Origin of the sequence: Hymenobacter cheonanensis (assembly GCF_030581075.1) — a bacterium.
Taxonomy (GTDB): domain Bacteria; phylum Bacteroidota; class Bacteroidia; order Cytophagales; family Hymenobacteraceae; genus Hymenobacter.
This window is the reverse complement of sequence record NZ_JAUQSW010000013.1, coordinates 84,306-99,845: the sequence shown is the minus strand read 5'-3', so window position 1 is coordinate 99,845 and position 15,540 is coordinate 84,306. Positions and strand designations below refer to the sequence as shown.

14 protein-coding genes are annotated in these 15,540 nt (G+C 62.2%); 12 read left to right on the top strand and 2 right to left on the bottom strand.

The genetic code is table 11. The features are described 5' to 3' along the window. Positions 1-99: 99 nt before the first annotated feature. Positions 100-1,530: a hypothetical protein gene (locus Q5H89_RS20565; protein ID WP_305021223.1), complete on the bottom strand. Its 1,431-nt coding sequence runs from the start codon at positions 1,528-1,530 to the stop codon at positions 100-102. A 123-nt stretch (positions 1,531-1,653) separates the two neighbouring features. Here Q5H89_RS20565 and Q5H89_RS20560 point away from each other — a divergent pair, with 123 nt between their 5' ends. Further along, positions 1,654-3,366 carry a DUF262 domain-containing protein gene (locus tag Q5H89_RS20560; RefSeq protein ID WP_305021222.1) on the top strand — a complete coding sequence of 571 codons (1,713 nt, stop codon included), beginning with the start codon at positions 1,654-1,656 and terminating at the stop codon, positions 3,364-3,366. Between the two features lie 95 nt (positions 3,367-3,461). Here Q5H89_RS20560 and Q5H89_RS20555 read toward each other — a convergent pair whose 3' ends face one another. After that, positions 3,462-4,304: a hypothetical protein gene (locus Q5H89_RS20555; RefSeq protein WP_305021221.1), complete on the bottom strand. Its 843-nt coding sequence runs from the start codon at positions 4,302-4,304 to the stop codon at positions 3,462-3,464. Between the two features lie 389 nt (positions 4,305-4,693). Between Q5H89_RS20555 and Q5H89_RS20550 the strand changes: the two genes are divergently transcribed. The 11 genes from Q5H89_RS20550 to Q5H89_RS20500 all read left to right on the top strand — a co-directional run bounded on the left by Q5H89_RS20550 (position 4,694) and on the right by Q5H89_RS20500 (position 15,519). Further along, entirely contained in the window at positions 4,694-5,173 is a 480-nt protein-coding gene (locus Q5H89_RS20550) for a hypothetical protein (RefSeq protein WP_305021220.1), read from the top strand. Between the two features lie 128 nt (positions 5,174-5,301). Beyond that, entirely contained in the window at positions 5,302-5,433 is a 132-nt protein-coding gene (locus Q5H89_RS20545; protein WP_305021219.1) for a hypothetical protein, read from the top strand. A gap of 49 nt (positions 5,434-5,482) precedes the next feature. After that, complete coding sequence (locus tag Q5H89_RS20540; RefSeq protein WP_305021218.1) at positions 5,483-6,430, top strand: heavy metal-binding domain-containing protein; 948 nt, start codon at positions 5,483-5,485, stop codon at positions 6,428-6,430. Positions 6,431-6,480: 50 nt separating this feature from the next. Beyond that, positions 6,481-7,308: a DUF305 domain-containing protein gene (locus Q5H89_RS20535; RefSeq protein ID WP_305021217.1), complete on the top strand. Its 828-nt coding sequence runs from the start codon at positions 6,481-6,483 to the stop codon at positions 7,306-7,308. A 31-nt stretch (positions 7,309-7,339) separates the two neighbouring features. Then, positions 7,340-7,867 (top strand): heavy metal-binding domain-containing protein, encoded by a 528-nt coding sequence (locus Q5H89_RS20530; RefSeq protein WP_305021216.1) that lies wholly within the window; start codon positions 7,340-7,342, stop codon positions 7,865-7,867. A 91-nt stretch (positions 7,868-7,958) separates the two neighbouring features. Next, entirely contained in the window at positions 7,959-9,200 is a 1,242-nt protein-coding gene (locus tag Q5H89_RS20525) for a TolC family protein (RefSeq protein ID WP_305021215.1), read from the top strand. Then, positions 9,200-9,811, top strand: a complete 612-nt coding sequence (locus tag Q5H89_RS20520; RefSeq protein WP_305021214.1) for a hypothetical protein — start codon at positions 9,200-9,202, stop codon at positions 9,809-9,811. Before Q5H89_RS20525 ends, Q5H89_RS20520 begins: the two co-directional genes overlap by 1 nt. Continuing rightward, positions 9,795-10,943 carry an efflux RND transporter periplasmic adaptor subunit gene (locus Q5H89_RS20515; protein WP_305021213.1) on the top strand — a complete coding sequence of 383 codons (1,149 nt, stop codon included), beginning with the start codon at positions 9,795-9,797 and terminating at the stop codon, positions 10,941-10,943. Before Q5H89_RS20520 ends, Q5H89_RS20515 begins: the two co-directional genes overlap by 17 nt. Before the next feature lie 3 nt (positions 10,944-10,946). Continuing rightward, a complete protein-coding gene (locus Q5H89_RS20510; RefSeq protein ID WP_144853251.1) occupies positions 10,947-14,168 on the top strand; it encodes an efflux RND transporter permease subunit in 3,222 nt (1,073 codons plus the stop codon). Positions 14,169-14,198: 30 nt separating this feature from the next. Further along, positions 14,199-14,837: a class I SAM-dependent methyltransferase gene (locus tag Q5H89_RS20505; RefSeq protein ID WP_157569745.1), complete on the top strand. Its 639-nt coding sequence runs from the start codon at positions 14,199-14,201 to the stop codon at positions 14,835-14,837. A 13-nt stretch (positions 14,838-14,850) separates the two neighbouring features. Continuing rightward, on the top strand, positions 14,851-15,519 hold the full coding sequence (locus Q5H89_RS20500) for a helix-turn-helix transcriptional regulator (RefSeq protein WP_198172997.1): 669 nt from the start codon (positions 14,851-14,853) through the stop codon (positions 15,517-15,519). Positions 15,520-15,540 lie beyond the last annotated feature (21 nt).

Sequence of the window (15,540 nt, the reverse complement as noted above, 5' to 3'; positions counted from 1 at the left end):
AAAGGAACGGCTACCCCATGGCGAAGTTGGTACTAAATACCGCCGCAGAATTGCATAATTTGACGGGCGGGCAAGGTCAGCCGGCACCGTGTTTGACTATTATTTATCGTCGGTATCCGGATATTCGTCCTCGTGCGCAGTAGAGGCTACCGCGTTGCGAAAGAACAGCAGATTGGCCTGCTCAGCCAGCGCTTCCTCCTGCTCCCCCCACTCTTCGCCCTCCAGATACATAAGGTCGTAGCTTTCCAACGAATCAAATCCGCCGGCCTCCGTGGCAATGCCTACAAACTTCTTCGTCTTACCAAAATTACGAAACTTCACCGCCAACCCGTAGGCTTGCAGCATCTCAAATCGCTCGGCTCGGTACTCCAGCTTGGTCTGCTCTGCTCGCCGTGGAAGCAACAGGAAAATGTACTGCACCCCACTGTCCTCAAGTGCACCGGTATGCCGCACCCGGTACTGGTCAGGCTCTGATTGCACAATCATATCCCGAAAAGCCCGGGCCAACATCCGGCGGCTCAGTCGGGGTTCCCGCGCCATGATGCGCAGGCCGGCCTCCCGGTCAGCAAATGTTGAGGTGGCACTCAGCGGGTATGCTTTGTCCTCGGCGGTGTTTTCGTAGATGTACTTAATCAGGCCATCCCAGCCATAGCTGACCTGGTCGGCCGCAAGTCGGGCCCGGAACTGGTCGCTGTGAACGAAGCCATCCCAAAAGCCTTCTTCGATGTGCAGCCCCTCGTACCCCGGGGAAATCGGGAAAATATGCCGCCCGAAGGTGGGGCTGTTCTCGTCGTGGTCGGTATTGCGCAGGTAGTAGGCCAGCAAATCATCTTCGCCAGCGGCCCACACTTTCAGGCCTCGCTTCGATAATAAGGCTTCCTTTTTCTCCAGGTAAGCCACAAAATCAGAAACGGTATCCAGCATGCGCATCACAGCTGCCAGCGACGCATCATCAAAAACGTGTACGTACTCTTTGGCAGGGTCTACCAAACCCAAGGTGAAAGGTTTGGGCTTAAAGCGCCGGGTGTCGTAGTGAGCCGCGCCCGTAATTTGATTGTCGAGCATCAGGCTGCCGGTACCGCCATATTCTGCCTGACAGGGTTCTGAAGCGCCGTGCGCGACCACGATTCGGTGGACCTTCATGACCGCAGCCGCCGGCAACGGTACCGGAAATGGATGTTGGCATTCTTTATCCAGAAACACACGGTCAGGGTACTGCTTCAGCCACCGCTCGGCCCCGTAAAGCTGGTCGGCCCCGGCGGCGACGGCCCGCTTATACCACCGAGTCCAGTTGAGCACCGGGTCGTCGGTGGTGGGGTACTCGCAATGTTTGCTGGAAAAGATAATGACGTGCTCGTCAAACACCACCAGCATGTCGCACAGCTCTTTGCCTTCACTGCCTTTGGCACTGGCACTCTGGTCGCGAAACGGACTGGCGTAGCTCCACAGGGTTAGAAAAGACCGTTCGCCAAGCTGGGTGAGGTATTGCTCAGCGGGCGTCCCACCGGGGTTTTTGGGTAAAGAGGGCATAAGCTGTCTGGGGTAGGAAAGTCTGGCCAGCCTGTTTTCAGGCAGCCCGGAAGAAAGAACACCAAACTACCTACTTTCGCTCCTTATCCTGCATTATCCATTATCCCCCACCTCGCTTAGCCTATGTTGAATCCTAGCAAATTTGAAGACCTTTTCGCCAGCGACGATGCCACCTACGAAATCCCCAAATACCAGCGAGCCTACGCCTGGATTGACAAACAGTTGGACCAGCTACTGACTGACCTACGCGAGCAGCCCGTGGGCAAGGATTACTACTTGGGGCACTTTCTACTGGAACGGCCGGACATTTCGAAACGACACTACTACGTCATTGATGGGCAGCAGCGGCTGACTACGGTGGCCGTATTTTTCAGTTGCCTGATTGCGGAGCTGGAAAAGCGAAAAGCCAACGGGGAAACGCTGGTCGACCTGGATGGGGGCCCGGTGGATACGTGGCGCTGGGAAGAACGGTACCTGATACGGCGAGGACTGCGCCGGTTCCGAACGGTGGCCGTGGACGATGAGTTTTTCCGGCGCGCCTTCATTGACCGGCAGCCCAATGCCGAGCCCGACCCAGGCCGCCAGTCGCAGAAGCGGCTCCTCAACGCCCGGCAGGTATTGCAGAAAGCATTGGCCGCAGAGGCCGAAACAGCCACCTTACTACGCTGGGCGCATTTGCTGGCGACGGCCAGCGTTTCGGCGTTTGAGGAATCCGACAAAGTGCGGGCGACGCAGATTTTTGCTTTTCAGAACGACCGGGGGGCCAAGCTCACTACGCTTGAAAAGCTAAAGGCCTACGTGATGCACCGCGCGTACCTGGATGATGAGACGGCGCAAGCTTCTCACACGATTGACCACGTTGAGCGCATTTTTGCGGATATCTACACCCTCACCGAAGAAATTGACCTGGGCGAAGACACCGTCCTGCGCTACCATAACATCGCCTTCGGGGCGAGTTGGGAGGATGCTTTTGAGAACTTCAAGGTAGGGCTCCGCGCTGCCGCGCCCGCCGCCAAATCCTCCTGGATTACCGAGTACTGCGACAGCCTGCGGCAATCATTCCTGACGGTTCGGGAAGTAACCCGGCAGGCAGCCGGGCATAGCCATGTCACCGGGCTGCTTTTTCTACGCAGCGAAGACAACTGGCCCCTCATCCTGAAAATCCAACGGCATCACGGCCGCGACCAGGCACTGTGTGAGCGCCTGTACCGGCTCATGGAAATCGTGAGCTTCAAGCTGGAATTTTCGACCGGCGACTACCGCACGCATGAATTTCACGGGCTAGCTAAGAATTATCATGGCAAACCCGAGGCATTGAGCCAGACGTTGCGCGAGCAGGCACAGAATGGTTTCCGGTGGTGGTGGACCTTTACCCAGAACTTTCACGACCGGCTCGACGGGGACCAACACTACGACCGAGTGACCCGCTACCTGCTCTGGCAGTACGAAAACTGGCTGCGCCGCGCTTCGCCCAATAGCATGCCGGTTTCAGGAGCCGACTTTCTCAACGTATGGCAGGTGGCACGTTGGGAAGGCACGCTCGACCACATCACACCGCAGCACCCTCACGACACTTCATACGAGGAGGAATTCAGTAAAACGCGCTTGCACAACCTGGGTAATCTGGCGCTGCTGATGCTCGGCCCCAATGCCAGCAAGCAGAATAAGCTGCCACAACACTGCATTCCCATTTTTGCCAACTCGACCTACCTGGCCGACCGGGAAATCGCGGGTATCCTCCAAGCGGAAGGCAAATGGGAGGAGCCACAGATTCTTGCCCGCAAGCAGCGTATCGTCGACTTCGCCAAATCCTATTGGGCGGTGCCGGCCAACTAGTCAATTACCACTATTCACAAAGCGGCCGGGGTTCAGCAGCGGGGCAAATACCTCGCTGCCGAACCCCGGCCTGCAATTGCTTCGAGCACGCCGACTTATAGAGCCACTACTCGACTTTGCCGGGTTTTAATCGTTGTGGACGCCGAAACGCTCAGGCCAAAGGCTTGTCGCATGAACTCCAGCAGCACTGCCGTGCGCGTCACCAGCAGATGGCGTTGCCGGCCACGGCCGCTGTTCACTTCCTCGGTGATGATGCCCGCCAGCTTTTTCTCCTGGGCCGGGTCGTGCCGCAGGTAGTTGCCGGTGTCCCACACGCCGCCACCACTGATGCCTTCTAGGTCCGGGGTTAGGTGTGGGTCAGGATTGGTAGCGGAAACCACTAGCCCCGTGGCGTTGAGCACCAGATGGGCAGCGCGTTGCAGTCCCTTGCTTGCCAGGTTGAAGTCCGTTGCCTCCGGCGCTTGCAGGAAGTATGGCTTCGGATGAACCGCACCGCCGTAGACTTTGGTCTTAGTGGCCGGATAGCCAACCAGCAGGTAGTTGCCGGTGAGGGTCTTCTGCCGCAGGGACAAGTCACCCAGCACTAAGAACTGGTGGGCCTGCTGCAACTCCGCTATCTGCGGTGCGTCGCTCAGCTCAAGTACGGCCAGGTCAATGACGGTCGGTTTCGTGGAACACCACTTGCCGGCCAGCTTCACTTCGTAATCGCCCAGCACCACGTAGGTGTTGCTGGTGGCACCCTTCATAACATGGGCGGCCGTTGCCACGAAGTAGCGGTTGTCAATGGTCAGCAGCACGCCGCTGCCGAGGGCTTCGAATCGGTCGTCGCCGTTGTACCAGTAGAACTGGATGGTTGATTGCAGTATCGCCTCGGTGGCGATACCTAGTTGTTGGGCTTTCAACTGCGAAAGCGCTTGGATTTCCGGCGTAGTAGCCATACGTAAAAAGGGTAAAAAATTAAGTTATTGATTGGGACGGCTAGAATTCACTCTTAACAACCCCTCTCACAGATAAATACGAAATCCACCCTGCCACTTGGAAAATGGCCCTGAATTATTTTTGATGCCCCTTGGCTTTATCAGGCAGTTACCAGCAAACAGCTTATAAAATCACGCCAGCAACTTGCATAATTTTGCTTTTCCGCTCGGACTAGGATATATCCAAAATGGAAGCTGATGGCCCTGAGTTGCTCAGTAACGCCATTTTATCAACCTGCGCCCACCTCGCGCAAACCACCACCGGAACCCTTTCGCGGCATTGCGGGTAAAGAAGCAGCTCTACTCTTCTGAGGAGAAGAGTCTAATTTTGCGGTTGCTTCATGCCCGTTATGTTCCGTAGCCTGTTCCCCTTCCGCCGTTTGCTGGCGACGAGCTTCCTGCTCGTCTTCGTCAACGTGTTCGTGGGGCAGTGCTGGTGCGCAACGGTTAATCCGCTGCCGCCGGCTCCGCTGATGGCGGCCACGGACCACCACCAGGCCGAGAAGCCGGCGCACCCCGGCTGCCATGGCCACGGCGCGGTGGCGAAGCATTCGACCAAGCAGCACGGCCACGGCCACCCGACCAAGCCGGGCACCAGCCACGACTGCTGCAAGGACAAATCGGCGTCGCTGCTGTCCTCGCTGACGACGCCCGCCCAGAAGCACTTATTCATGCCCGCCCCGGCTGTACTGCCGGCGGCTATCGAGTTTCATTTCCGGCCCCTGGCTGGCAAGTGGGACCGCACGGCTACGGTGGCCCTGGTTCCGCCCCGGCACCTCAAGCCCAAAATACCCGACATCCGCATTTTCATCCAGTCGCTGACTGTCTGATTCTTCCGACGCGCTAAGGCTCGCGCCGGCATAGCTATGCTATGTCCGGGGCGGGCCTTTTCGTTTGCTCGCTCGCGTGGCTAAGCTGCGCCCCCTTCCCCCATTTTCCTAGTTTTCCCTCCCCCGCAATGAAGAGTTGCTGTCAGGAGGCCGGTGCGCCGCCCTCCCGTGGGCCGGGCCGTCGCTGGCTGTCCTACCTGCTCTACGCCGGGCTGGCTGCCGCGCTGGGCTTCGTGCTCTGGCAGCAGTGGCAGGCGTAGGCCCCAACGGCCTTTTCGGCCCCGCATTTCCCATCCCATACCCGTTCTCATGAACCGCTTTCTTGTTCCGCTGCTGGCCGCTGCCAGCGTTATCACCGTTGCCAGCTGCTCCTCGGATTCGTCCAGCAGCAGCGCCACCAACACCGTTACCACGCCCACCGGCACCGCGCCCGACAGCACGGCCGAACACGCCGGGGGTCACACCTACGCCTGCCCCATGCACCCGGAGGTGACCAGCACCAAGCCCGGCGAGAAGTGCCCCAAGTGCGGCATGGAGCTGGTCCACAACGACCAGGTGAGCAACGGCAAAAGCTACCAGATGCAGTTCGAGCCGAAGCCCATGCAGCTGGTGGCCGGCCAGCCCGCCACGCTGACCTATACCCCGCAGGAAGTCGGCAACGAGAAAGCCCCGGTGCCGCTGGCGTTAGTGCACGAGAAGAAAATCCACCTCATCATCGTGCGCAAGGACCTGTCGGTGTTCGACCACGAGCACCCCGAATTCACGGCCGATGGCAACTACAAAGTACCGTTCACCTTCCCCAAGGGCGGTGAGTACGTGCTGTTTCAGGACTACACGCCTGACGGCAGCGGCCACCAGCTCGGCCGCCAGGTGGTGAGCGTGCAGGGACCCAAGTACACGCCCGTCAAGTTCAGCAAAGACCAGCTGCAGTGGAGCCAGGATGGCTACCAGGCCACCCTCGCATTTGACAAAGAACTGAAAGTAGGGCAGCTGCTGGGCATGAAAATCAGCCTGAGCAAGAACGGGCAGCCGGTGACGGACCTGGATAAGTACCTCGGGGCGCTGGGCCACGTGGTGGTCATCAGCGAAGACACCGAGCGCTACCTGCACGTGCACCCCAACGACCAGGCCGACAAGGGCCCGGTCATCGGCTTCAACACCAACTTCGAAAAGCCCGGCCTGTACCGCGTTTTCCTGCAATTCAACCACGGCGGGCAGATTCACACCGGCGACTTCACCATCAACGTGAAGGCCTAGCCCGCGCCCATACACCTCATTTTTTCACCTTCAATCCCAACCCAAACCCCATGAAAAAGTCCGCATTTATCCTCGCCGCCCTCTGTTCGGGCACCCTGCTGCTGGGCAGCTGCAACGCCGACAAATCGGCCGACACCACGGCTACTGAGACGACCTCGGCCACGGCCGACACCACCGTTGCGGGCGGCGACATGGCCGGCATGGACCATTCGAAAATGGCGGACGGTGCCGCCGGCGCTTCGCCCCTGATGGCCTCCATGAACGACATGATGGCCAAGATGGACGCCATGAAAATGAAGGGCAACACCGACCACGACTTTGCCCACATGATGCTGGAGCACCACAAGGGCGCGGTGGCCATGGCCGACATCGAGCTGCGCGACGGCAAGGATGCCACCATGCGCCAGATGGCCGAAAAAATCAAGGCCGACCAGCAGAAGGAAATCGGCGAAATGGAGCCCATCGCTGAACGCCTCGACTCGGCCCCGACCAACTACAAGACCCAGGACCCGGCCGACCCCTTCACCGCCCAGATGAAGGCCTCAATGGCTGGCATGATGAAAAACATGCCCCAGATGGTGGCGGACCCGGACATGAACTTCAACATGCTCATGACGGTGCACCACCAGAGCGCCGTGGACATGGCCAAAGCCGAGCTGGCCCACGGCAAGGACAGCAAGCTCAAGGAGATGGCGCAAATGATGATTGATGCCCAGCAGAAGGAAATCCAGCAGTTCAAGGACTGGCACACCAAGAACGAGGGCAAGATGAAGACCTCGGCCGCCGTGTACGAGTGCCCGATGGGCTGCGAAGGCAGCCGCAGCAACAAGCCCGGCAAGTGTCCCACCTGCGAGATGGATTTGGTCAAAAAAGCCTAATCCCACTCCAAATACACCGCTACAGTCCTCCATGAAAATGCTTCGCACCCTCTTCGCCGCGCTGGCTTTGCTGGCCGCCGCGCCCCTCGCCCACGCCCAGCACGCCGAAATGGCGGCCGGCGAAACCCACGCTCACGTGGCCCCCCACGGCGGCGTGGTGCGCTCGGCCAGCCCCTACCACCTGGAGCTGGTGGCCCAGCCCACCGAGTTGGCCTTCTACCTGCTGGGAGCCAAGATGAGCGCCGTGCCCAACAAGGGCATGAGCGGCTCGGTGCTGGTGCAGCTGACCACCAATGCCACCGTGACCGTGCCGCTGGCCCTGGCCGGCGACGACCACCTCACGGCCAAGCTGCCCGCCGGGGCCAAGGTGCGCACGGCCATCGTGACGCTGAACACGGCCGACGGCAAAGCCCTGACCGTGCGCTTCGACAAGCTGGACGAGGCCCACGCCCACAAAGCCGTGGGCGCGGCCTTTGCCTGCCCCATGCACCCCGAAGTAGCCGCCACCGCGCCGGGCAAATGCCCGAAGTGCGGCATGGCGCTGGTCAAAAAATCCTAGCTACCGGCGCGGTCCGACTCCGGGCCGCCCTTCGTGTCCCGCTCCCCTCCGTCGGCTGCCGGCGGAGGGGCCAGCGGCCTAACTCATGCTTATGAACAATCTTCCCATTCGCCAGCGCCGGTTCGGGCTCTTGCTGCTCCTGCTGGTACTGCTGGCCGGACCGGCGGGGGCGCAGCAGGTCGTGGTGCGCCTCGACAGCGCCGAGCAGCAGGCCCTGCGCCGGCACCCGCGCCTGCGCCAGTCGGCTGAGGAAATCGCGGAGCAGCGCGCCCTGAAGCGCGGCAGCTTCTCGCCCACCAACCCGGACTTTCTGTTTTCCGCGCCCACGGGCGAGCGGTGGGCCCCGGGCGTAGTGCAAACCATTGATTTCCCCACGGTGTACCGCCGGCAGGCCCAGGCCGCGCAGGCCGGCATCACCCTGGCCGAGCGGGGCCTCGACGTGAACCGCGCCACCGTGCGGCGCGACGTGCGCCAAGCCTACCTGAGCCTGCAGTTCGCCGAGGCACAGGTGCGCCAGCTCACCTACCAGGACAGCTTGTTTCAAACGCTGCAAGTGGCCACCGACCGCCTGTTCAAGGCCGGCGAGGTAACGGCCTTGCAGCGGGTGAGCACCGAAGCCGAAGCCCGGCAGGTGCGCAACCAGCTCGACCAGGCCGTGGTGGACCAGCGTTCGGCGCAGCGCCGCCTAGGCCTGCTGCTCGGGCAGCCGGAAGCCAACCTCACCGCCGATGCCGACCTGCGCCAGACCGGCCCCGAGCTGGCCCGCGCCGGCGCGGAGCTGCTGGGCACTCTACCCCAGCAGGACAGCGCCGCCGTGGCCCTGAGCCCCACGCTGGCTTACTACGGCCAGAACGTGGCGCTGAGCCAGTCGGGCATCAGCCTGGTGCGGGCGCGGCGTACCCCGGCCCTGACGCTGGGCTATCAGAATCAAGCCTATGAGAACTCCGTAGTTAAGTACCGCTTTCAGTTCGGCGTGTCGGTGCCCATCTGGTTCTGGACCTACCGCGCGCAGCTGCAGGCGGCCACGGCGCGCAGCAAGGCCGCCCAGGCCCAGCTGCAGGTGCAGCGCCTCGACCTGGGCACCCAGTACCAGCAGGCCCTGGCCGACACGCGCAAGTTCGCCGCCTCGCTCACTTACTACGAGCAGACCGGCCTGCCCCAGTCGCGGGCCATCATCAGCCAGTCGCAGCGCCTGTTTAAGGCCGGCGAAATCAGCTACCTGGTGCTGATTCAGAGCCTGAACCAGGCCTTTACCATTCAGAATACCTACCTGACAACCATCCGTGACTACCGTCAGGCCATCGTTGCACTTAACTACCTGCGGGGACAATAATGAAGAATCTCCTCCTGCTTTTGCTGGCCCTGCTGCTGGCCACCGGGGCCCGCGCCCACGGCGGCGAAGACCACGGCGACGCGGCCAAACCCTCGGCCGGGCCGGTGGCTACCACATTCTCGGTGGCGGCGCTGTCCGAAAGCTTCGAGCTGCTGCTGCGCTTCGAGCCCCTGACCAAGGGCAAAGACGCGGACATGCGCCTTTTCATTTCGGACTACGCCACCAACGCGCCCATCAAGGGGGCTAAGCTGACCGTGACCTGCCCGGAAGCGGCCGACCTGAAGTTTGCCGTCAGTGAAAAGTCGCCGGGGGCCTATCTGGTCGAGGGCGTGTTTCCGGCTAATAAGAAGTATAGCCTGGCCGTGAACATCGTGGCCGGCGACAAGGCCGATTTGATGCTGCTCTCGGGCATCGAGGTCGGCAAGCTGCTGCCCGTAGCGGCGGCACCGGCCGCCTCGGCTCCGGCCCTCATCGGCTCCTGGAAAACCGTGCTGCTCCTCTTTGGGGCCTTTGCGCTCGGCATTGCCGCCACTGCCCTGGTTATGCGCCGCCGTCGCCCAGTAGCGGCCGTCCCCACTTCAACGCCCGCTGTTTATGAAAACCACGCATAAGTTTCTCGCCGCCACGGCCGCCCTCAGCCTATCCTTTTCCGTGCTGCTGCCCCCGCCCGCCGCGCTGTGGGCCCACGGCGGCGAAGACCACGGCGGAGCCGCACCGGCTTCGACCGGTGTGGCCCTGACCGATGCCGTAGCTCTGCCCAAGGAAAGCCAGTTCCTGTTCGGGGTGCGCACGGCCCTGGCCGGCTACTCCGATACCTATAACCGGCTGACACTCTATGGCACCGTGGCCTCGGCCGCCGGGGGCGAAGGCCGGGTAGTGGTGCCCCAGACCGGGCGCATCGTGAGCCTTTCGGCCAAGGTGGGCCAGCCGGTACGCGCCGGGCAGGTGCTGGCTGTCATCGACCAAACGCTCGATGCCACCCAGCAAATCGGCCTCAGCACCGAGCGGGCCAACGCCCAGGCCGAACTGCGCGCCGCCCAGCAGGACTACGCCCGCCTGCAAACCATCGCCGACATCGCGGCCCGCAAGGACGTGATAGCCGCCGAGCTGCGCCTGCGCCAGGCCCGCCAGAACGCGGGCATTCTCAACGGGCAGGCCAGCAACCGCCGCGTCACGATTACCTCGCCCATCAGCGGCACGGTGGACGTGTTCACCCTCGCGGTGGGCCAGCAGGTGACCCAGGGCGACGAGCTGTTTCGGGTGCTCAACCCCGGCAAGCTGCGGGTAGAAGCCCAGGTGTTCGCCCAGGACTTGGACAAGATTCCAGAAGGAGCCCAGTTTCAGGTGGAAGGCCTGCAAGGTCAAACCGGAAGCGCCCCGGCCCGGCTGGTGGTGTTCAGCAATGTGGTGAACCCGGTGAACCAGGCCCGCCAGCTGGTGCTGGAACTCGACCCCACCGGTACCAACCTGTTCCGCGCTGGCCAGGCCGTGAACGTGCAGGTGCTGGGCCGCAGCGGCGGCGGCAAAAAGCAGCTGGTGGTGCCCACTTCGGCGCTGACCGATTTGAACGGCAAGCCTGTGGTCTTCGTGCACACCGACCCCGAAACCTTCAAAATCCACTACGTGCAGCCCGGCTCCGCCAACGGCGAGCAGACGGTGCTGCTGGGTGGCGACGTGAACGAGAACGACCGGGTGGTGAGCGTGGGCACCTACCAGCTCAAATCCATCTACCTCAACCAATAGCGGATGCTCGATAAAATCATTCGTTTTGCCCTGCAAAACCGCCTGCTCATGCTGGCCTTTGCCGTGGGCCTGCTCATCGCCGGCACCTACACGGCGCGCCAGTTGCCCGTGGACGTGCTGCCCGACCTGGACCGCCCTCGCGTGACCGTGTTTCTGGAGGCTGCCGGCATGGCCCCCGAGGAAGTGGAAGCTCTGGTAACGCTGCCCGTGGAAACGGCCCTGAACGGGGCCACCGGCGTGGCGGCCGTGCGCTCTAACTCGGCCATCGGCCTGGGCATGGTGTTCGTGGAGTTCGACTACGGCACCGACATTTTCACCGCCCGCCAGATTGTGGCCGAGAAGCTGCAAACCGTGAGCGGGCAGCTGCCCACTGGTATCACGCCGGTGCTGGGGCCCATTTCCTCGGTCATGGGCCAGATAATGCTGGTGGGCCTCTCGGGGGGCAGCCAGACCAACGCGGCCGACCTGCGCACGCTGGCCAACTACACCGTGCGCCAGCGCCTGCTCAGCATCCCCGGCGTGGCTCAGGTCATCCCCATCGGCGGCGATAATCTCCAGTACCAGGTGCTGCTGGACATGCCCCGTCTCAACGCCACGGGCCTGACCGTGACGCAGGTAGAGGAAGCCCTACGCCGCTCCAACCTCAACACCACCGGCAACTTCTTCGACCGCAACGGCTCGGAAGTCCTCATTCGCAACCTAGGGCGGCTGCGCTCGGTGGCCGACATCGAGAATATCATTGTCGGCTACCGCGAAGGCTCGCCCATCAGCGTCAAGCAGGTGGCCAACGTGGCCTTCGGGGCCCGCTTCAAGCGCGGCGACGGTAGCGTAAACGGCAAGCCCGCCGTCATTCTGAGCATCGAAAAGCAGCCCGGCACCGCCACCGTGGGCCTGACCCAGGCCGTGGAAAAAGCACTGGTCGAGTTGAAGCCCTCGCTGCCCAAGGATGTGCAGGTGAACACCCGCCTGTTCAAGCAGGCCGACTTCATCGAGTCGTCGATTACCAACGTCGAAGAGGCCCTGCGCGACGGGGCCATCCTGGTGGTCATCGTGCTGTTTGCCTTTCTGCTGAACGTGCGTACCACCTTTATTTCGCTGGTGGCCATCCCACTATCGCTACTGGTCACGGCGCTGGTGTTCCGCTTCGCGGGCATTTCCATCAATACTATGACCCTAGGGGGGCTAGCCATCGCCATCGGCGAGCTGGTCGATGACGCCATTGTGGACGTGGAAAACGTGTTCCGGCGACTGCGTGAAAATCAGCATTTGCCCAACCCTAGGCCAGCCTTACAGGTGATTTACGCGGCCTCCTCGGAAGTGCGTAATTCTATCGTGTACGCCACCATCATCGTGGTGCTGGTGTTCCTACCGCTGTTCGCGCTCGAAGGCATGGAGGGGCGCATTTTCGCGCCGCTGGGCATCGCCTACATCACCAGCATCGTGGCCTCGCTGTTCGTGTCGCTGACCGTGACGCCGGTACTCTGCTACTACCTGCTGCCCCAGATGAAGCAGATTCGGGCCGCCGAGCAGGAGGGTGGCCTCGTGCGCTGGCTCAAGCGCAAGGACACGGGCCTGCTCAACTGGGGCCTGACCCACCCGAAAGTAGTGCTCACGGTCACCGGGCTGCTGTTTGCGCTGGCGGCCTCGCTGGTGCCCTTCTTCGGCACTGAGTTTCTGCCGCCCTTCAACGAGGGCTCGCTCACGGTCAATTTCTCAGCCCCGGCCGGCACCTCGCTCACCGAGTCCAATAAGCTGAGCACCCTGGGAGAGGAGCAGATTTTGCAGCTGCCGGAAGTGGCCTACACGGCCCGCCGCACCGGCCGCGCCGAGCTGGACGAGCACGCTGAGTCGGTGAACAACTCCGAAATCGAGGTGGCCTTCAAAACGGAGGCTGAGTTGAAACAAGTGGGAAAAAAGATGCGCAGCCGGGAGGAAATCCTCTCCGACCTGCGCCAGCGCCTGGCCCTGATTACGGGCGTTAACGTCAATATCGGCCAGCCCATCAGCCACCGCCTCGACCACCTGCTGAGCGGCGTGCGGGCGCAGGTAGCGATTAAAGTATTTGGTAACGATTTGCTGGAATTGCGCCGCTACGCCAACGAAATCCGCACGGCCGCCGGCGCGGTGCCTGGTGTAGTAGACCTGCAGGTCGAAAAGCAGGTCCAGATTCCGCAGCTGCTGGTGCGTCCCCGCGACGCCGCCCTGCGGGCCTACGGTCTGGAGCGCGGCCAGGTGGTGGCCACGCTGGAAACGCTGTTTCAGGGCGACGTGGTGTCGCAGATGCTCGACGGCCAGAAGCGCTTCGACCTCATCGTAAAGCTGCCCGAAGCCCAGCGCAACGACATCGCCACCATCGCCCAGACCCGCATCGAAACGCCCTCGGGGGCCCTGATTCCGGTAAGTCAGGTCGCTGACGTGAGCTACGAGCCCGGCCCAAACACCGTCAACCACGAAAACACCCAGCGCCGCATTACCATCTCGATGAACGTGGCCGGGCGCGACCTGGGCAGTACGGTGAAGGAAGTACAGGCCCGCATCAACCAGCAGGTGAAGCTGCCGGCGGGCTACTACTTGACCTACGGCGGGCAGTTCGAAAGCCAGCAGTCGGCCTCGCAGAAGATACTTTGGCTGAGCCTATTCTCGCTGGCCGGCATCTTCCTGGTGCTGTACGCGCACTTCAAGTCGGGGCTGCTGGTGGGCCAGATTATGCTCAACATTCCGCTGGCCCTCATCGGCTCGGTGGTGGCGGTCCTGCTCACGGGCGGCACGTTCAGCATTGCCTCGCTGGTGGGCTTCATCACGCTCACCGGCATTGCCTCGCGCAACGGCATCATGATGATTTCGCACTACATCCACCTCGTGGAGCACGAAGGGGAGCAGTTCAGCAAGGAGATGATTATCCGGGGCTCGCTCGAACGGCTGGTGCCGGTGCTGATGACGGCCCTGGTGGCGGCCCTAGCCCTGGTGCCGCTCACGCTGGCCAAAGACGCGCCGGGCAAGGAAATCCTCTACCCGGTGGCCACCGTCATCCTCGGCGGCCTGCTCAGCTCCACTTTCCTCGACATCGTGGTGACGCCGGTCGTGTTCTGGCTTTTCGGCGCTAGGGCCCTGGCCCAGTACCAGCGCGGCCACCACGAGGTCAGCCTCGAGGCCCACCCGCCGGAGCTGGATGCCCAGCCCCTGACGCCGCCCGCCGACCTGAGCCCAGTAGGCCGGACTTATTAAGCTATTAGCCAACCCTTCACGCTCACTACTATGTCCACGTCGAATGCGCAGCAGCACTGGGAAACGGTGTATGCCACTAAACAGCCCGACCAGGTTAGCTGGACCCAACCCGTGCCGGCTACCTCGTTGGAATTCATTCACTCGTTCCCACTTGACAAGCAGGCCCGGATTATTGACGTGGGCGGTGGCGACAGTTGCTTGGTGGACTTTTTAGTAGCGGAGGGCTACCAGAATATTACCGTGCTGGACATCTCAGCCACGGCCCTGGCCAAAGCGCGCCGACGCCTAGGGGCCCGCGCCCAGCAGGTAACGTGGGTGGTATCGGATGTGCTGGCCTTTACCCCCAGCGTGCCGTTCGATGTGTGGCACGACCGGGCGACGTTCCATTTTCTGACGACGGCCGACCAAATCGCCCGTTACCTCTCCCTGGCTCAGGCGGCTATCCGGCCGAATGGCTACCTGACCATTGGCACTTTCTCGACGGCGGGCCCCACGAAGTGCAGCGGCCTGGAGGTGCACCAATACGACGAGCAGGAGCTGGCAGCGACGCTAGCACGCGGATTTACGAAAATCCGATGCCGGACCGAGGACCATGTTACGCCTTTTGAAACGACCCAAAACTTCCTTTTCTGCTCCTTCCGGCGGCTTGTATCGCGCCTGGCAGCTTAGCCCATCCGATACTATGCGGCTTCCCTTATCCACCCTTCCTGAAGATGCCGGCTGTGTGCTCTACATCAAGCACATGGTCTGCGCGCGGGGTATTCGGGTAGTACGGCGGGAGCTGGAAAGCCTGGGGCTGCAGGTAGTGGAGGTGCGGCTGGGCGCCGCAATGGTTATGGGCCCAGCCGAGCAGCTCGACTGGGCCCGCATTCGCCAGGCGCTGGCCACGGCTGGCTTTGCCCTGCTGGAAAGCCCCACGCAGGCGCTGGTTGACCGGGTGAAGCTGGCCGTGGCCCAGCTGCTGCGGCAATCCGGCAACACGCTGCGGCACCGCGAGTTCATTCCCGCCCTGGCCCTGGAAATAGGCCTCAGCCGCCGCCGCCTGCATACGGCCTTTGCCCAGCTGCCCGGCCACGAAAGCCTCCTCAGCTACATCACCTGCCAACGGCTGGCCTATGCCCAGGAATTGCTGGCGACTTCCCGGCTCGACATCGGGCGCATAGCCCGGCAGCTGGGCTACGGCAGCCTGGCGCACTTTTCCGGGCAGTTCCGGCGGTTTGCGCAGTGTGCTCCGTCAGCCTACCGCCAGCAGGTGGCAGTCGGCCTCCAGCCCGAAACCGAAGCCCCAGCGCTAAATGATGCAAGCCTTGAGGCAATTGATATAAAACCAGGCCAAGCACGGCGGGTATAAGCAAGAATAGCTGCGGCTTAC

What these genes read in the sequence shown, in the direction of transcription:
- Q5H89_RS20520 (WP_305021214.1), top strand. Translation starts at nt 9,200, where the DNA reads ATGAAGAATCTCCTCCTGCTTTTGCTGGCCCTGCTGCTGGCCACCGGG.
- Q5H89_RS20545 (WP_305021219.1), top strand. Translation starts at nt 5,302, where the DNA reads ATGAAGAGTTGCTGTCAGGAGGCCGGTGCGCCGCCCTCCCGTGGGCCG.
- Q5H89_RS20565 (WP_305021223.1), bottom strand. Translation starts at nt 1,530, where the DNA reads ATGCCCTCTTTACCCAAAAACCCCGGTGGGACGCCCGCTGAGCAATAC.
- Q5H89_RS20510 (WP_144853251.1), top strand. Translation starts at nt 10,947, where the DNA reads ATGCTCGATAAAATCATTCGTTTTGCCCTGCAAAACCGCCTGCTCATG.
- Q5H89_RS20500 (WP_198172997.1), top strand. Translation starts at nt 14,851, where the DNA reads ATGCGGCTTCCCTTATCCACCCTTCCTGAAGATGCCGGCTGTGTGCTC.
- Q5H89_RS20515 (WP_305021213.1), top strand. Translation starts at nt 9,795, where the DNA reads ATGAAAACCACGCATAAGTTTCTCGCCGCCACGGCCGCCCTCAGCCTA.
- Q5H89_RS20540 (WP_305021218.1), top strand. Translation starts at nt 5,483, where the DNA reads ATGAACCGCTTTCTTGTTCCGCTGCTGGCCGCTGCCAGCGTTATCACC.
- Q5H89_RS20505 (WP_157569745.1), top strand. Translation starts at nt 14,199, where the DNA reads ATGTCCACGTCGAATGCGCAGCAGCACTGGGAAACGGTGTATGCCACT.
- Q5H89_RS20525 (WP_305021215.1), top strand. Translation starts at nt 7,959, where the DNA reads ATGAACAATCTTCCCATTCGCCAGCGCCGGTTCGGGCTCTTGCTGCTC.
- Q5H89_RS20555 (WP_305021221.1), bottom strand. Translation starts at nt 4,304, where the DNA reads ATGGCTACTACGCCGGAAATCCAAGCGCTTTCGCAGTTGAAAGCCCAA.
- Q5H89_RS20535 (WP_305021217.1), top strand. Translation starts at nt 6,481, where the DNA reads ATGAAAAAGTCCGCATTTATCCTCGCCGCCCTCTGTTCGGGCACCCTG.
- Q5H89_RS20560 (WP_305021222.1), top strand. Translation starts at nt 1,654, where the DNA reads ATGTTGAATCCTAGCAAATTTGAAGACCTTTTCGCCAGCGACGATGCC.
- Q5H89_RS20550 (WP_305021220.1), top strand. Translation starts at nt 4,694, where the DNA reads ATGTTCCGTAGCCTGTTCCCCTTCCGCCGTTTGCTGGCGACGAGCTTC.
- Q5H89_RS20530 (WP_305021216.1), top strand. Translation starts at nt 7,340, where the DNA reads ATGAAAATGCTTCGCACCCTCTTCGCCGCGCTGGCTTTGCTGGCCGCC.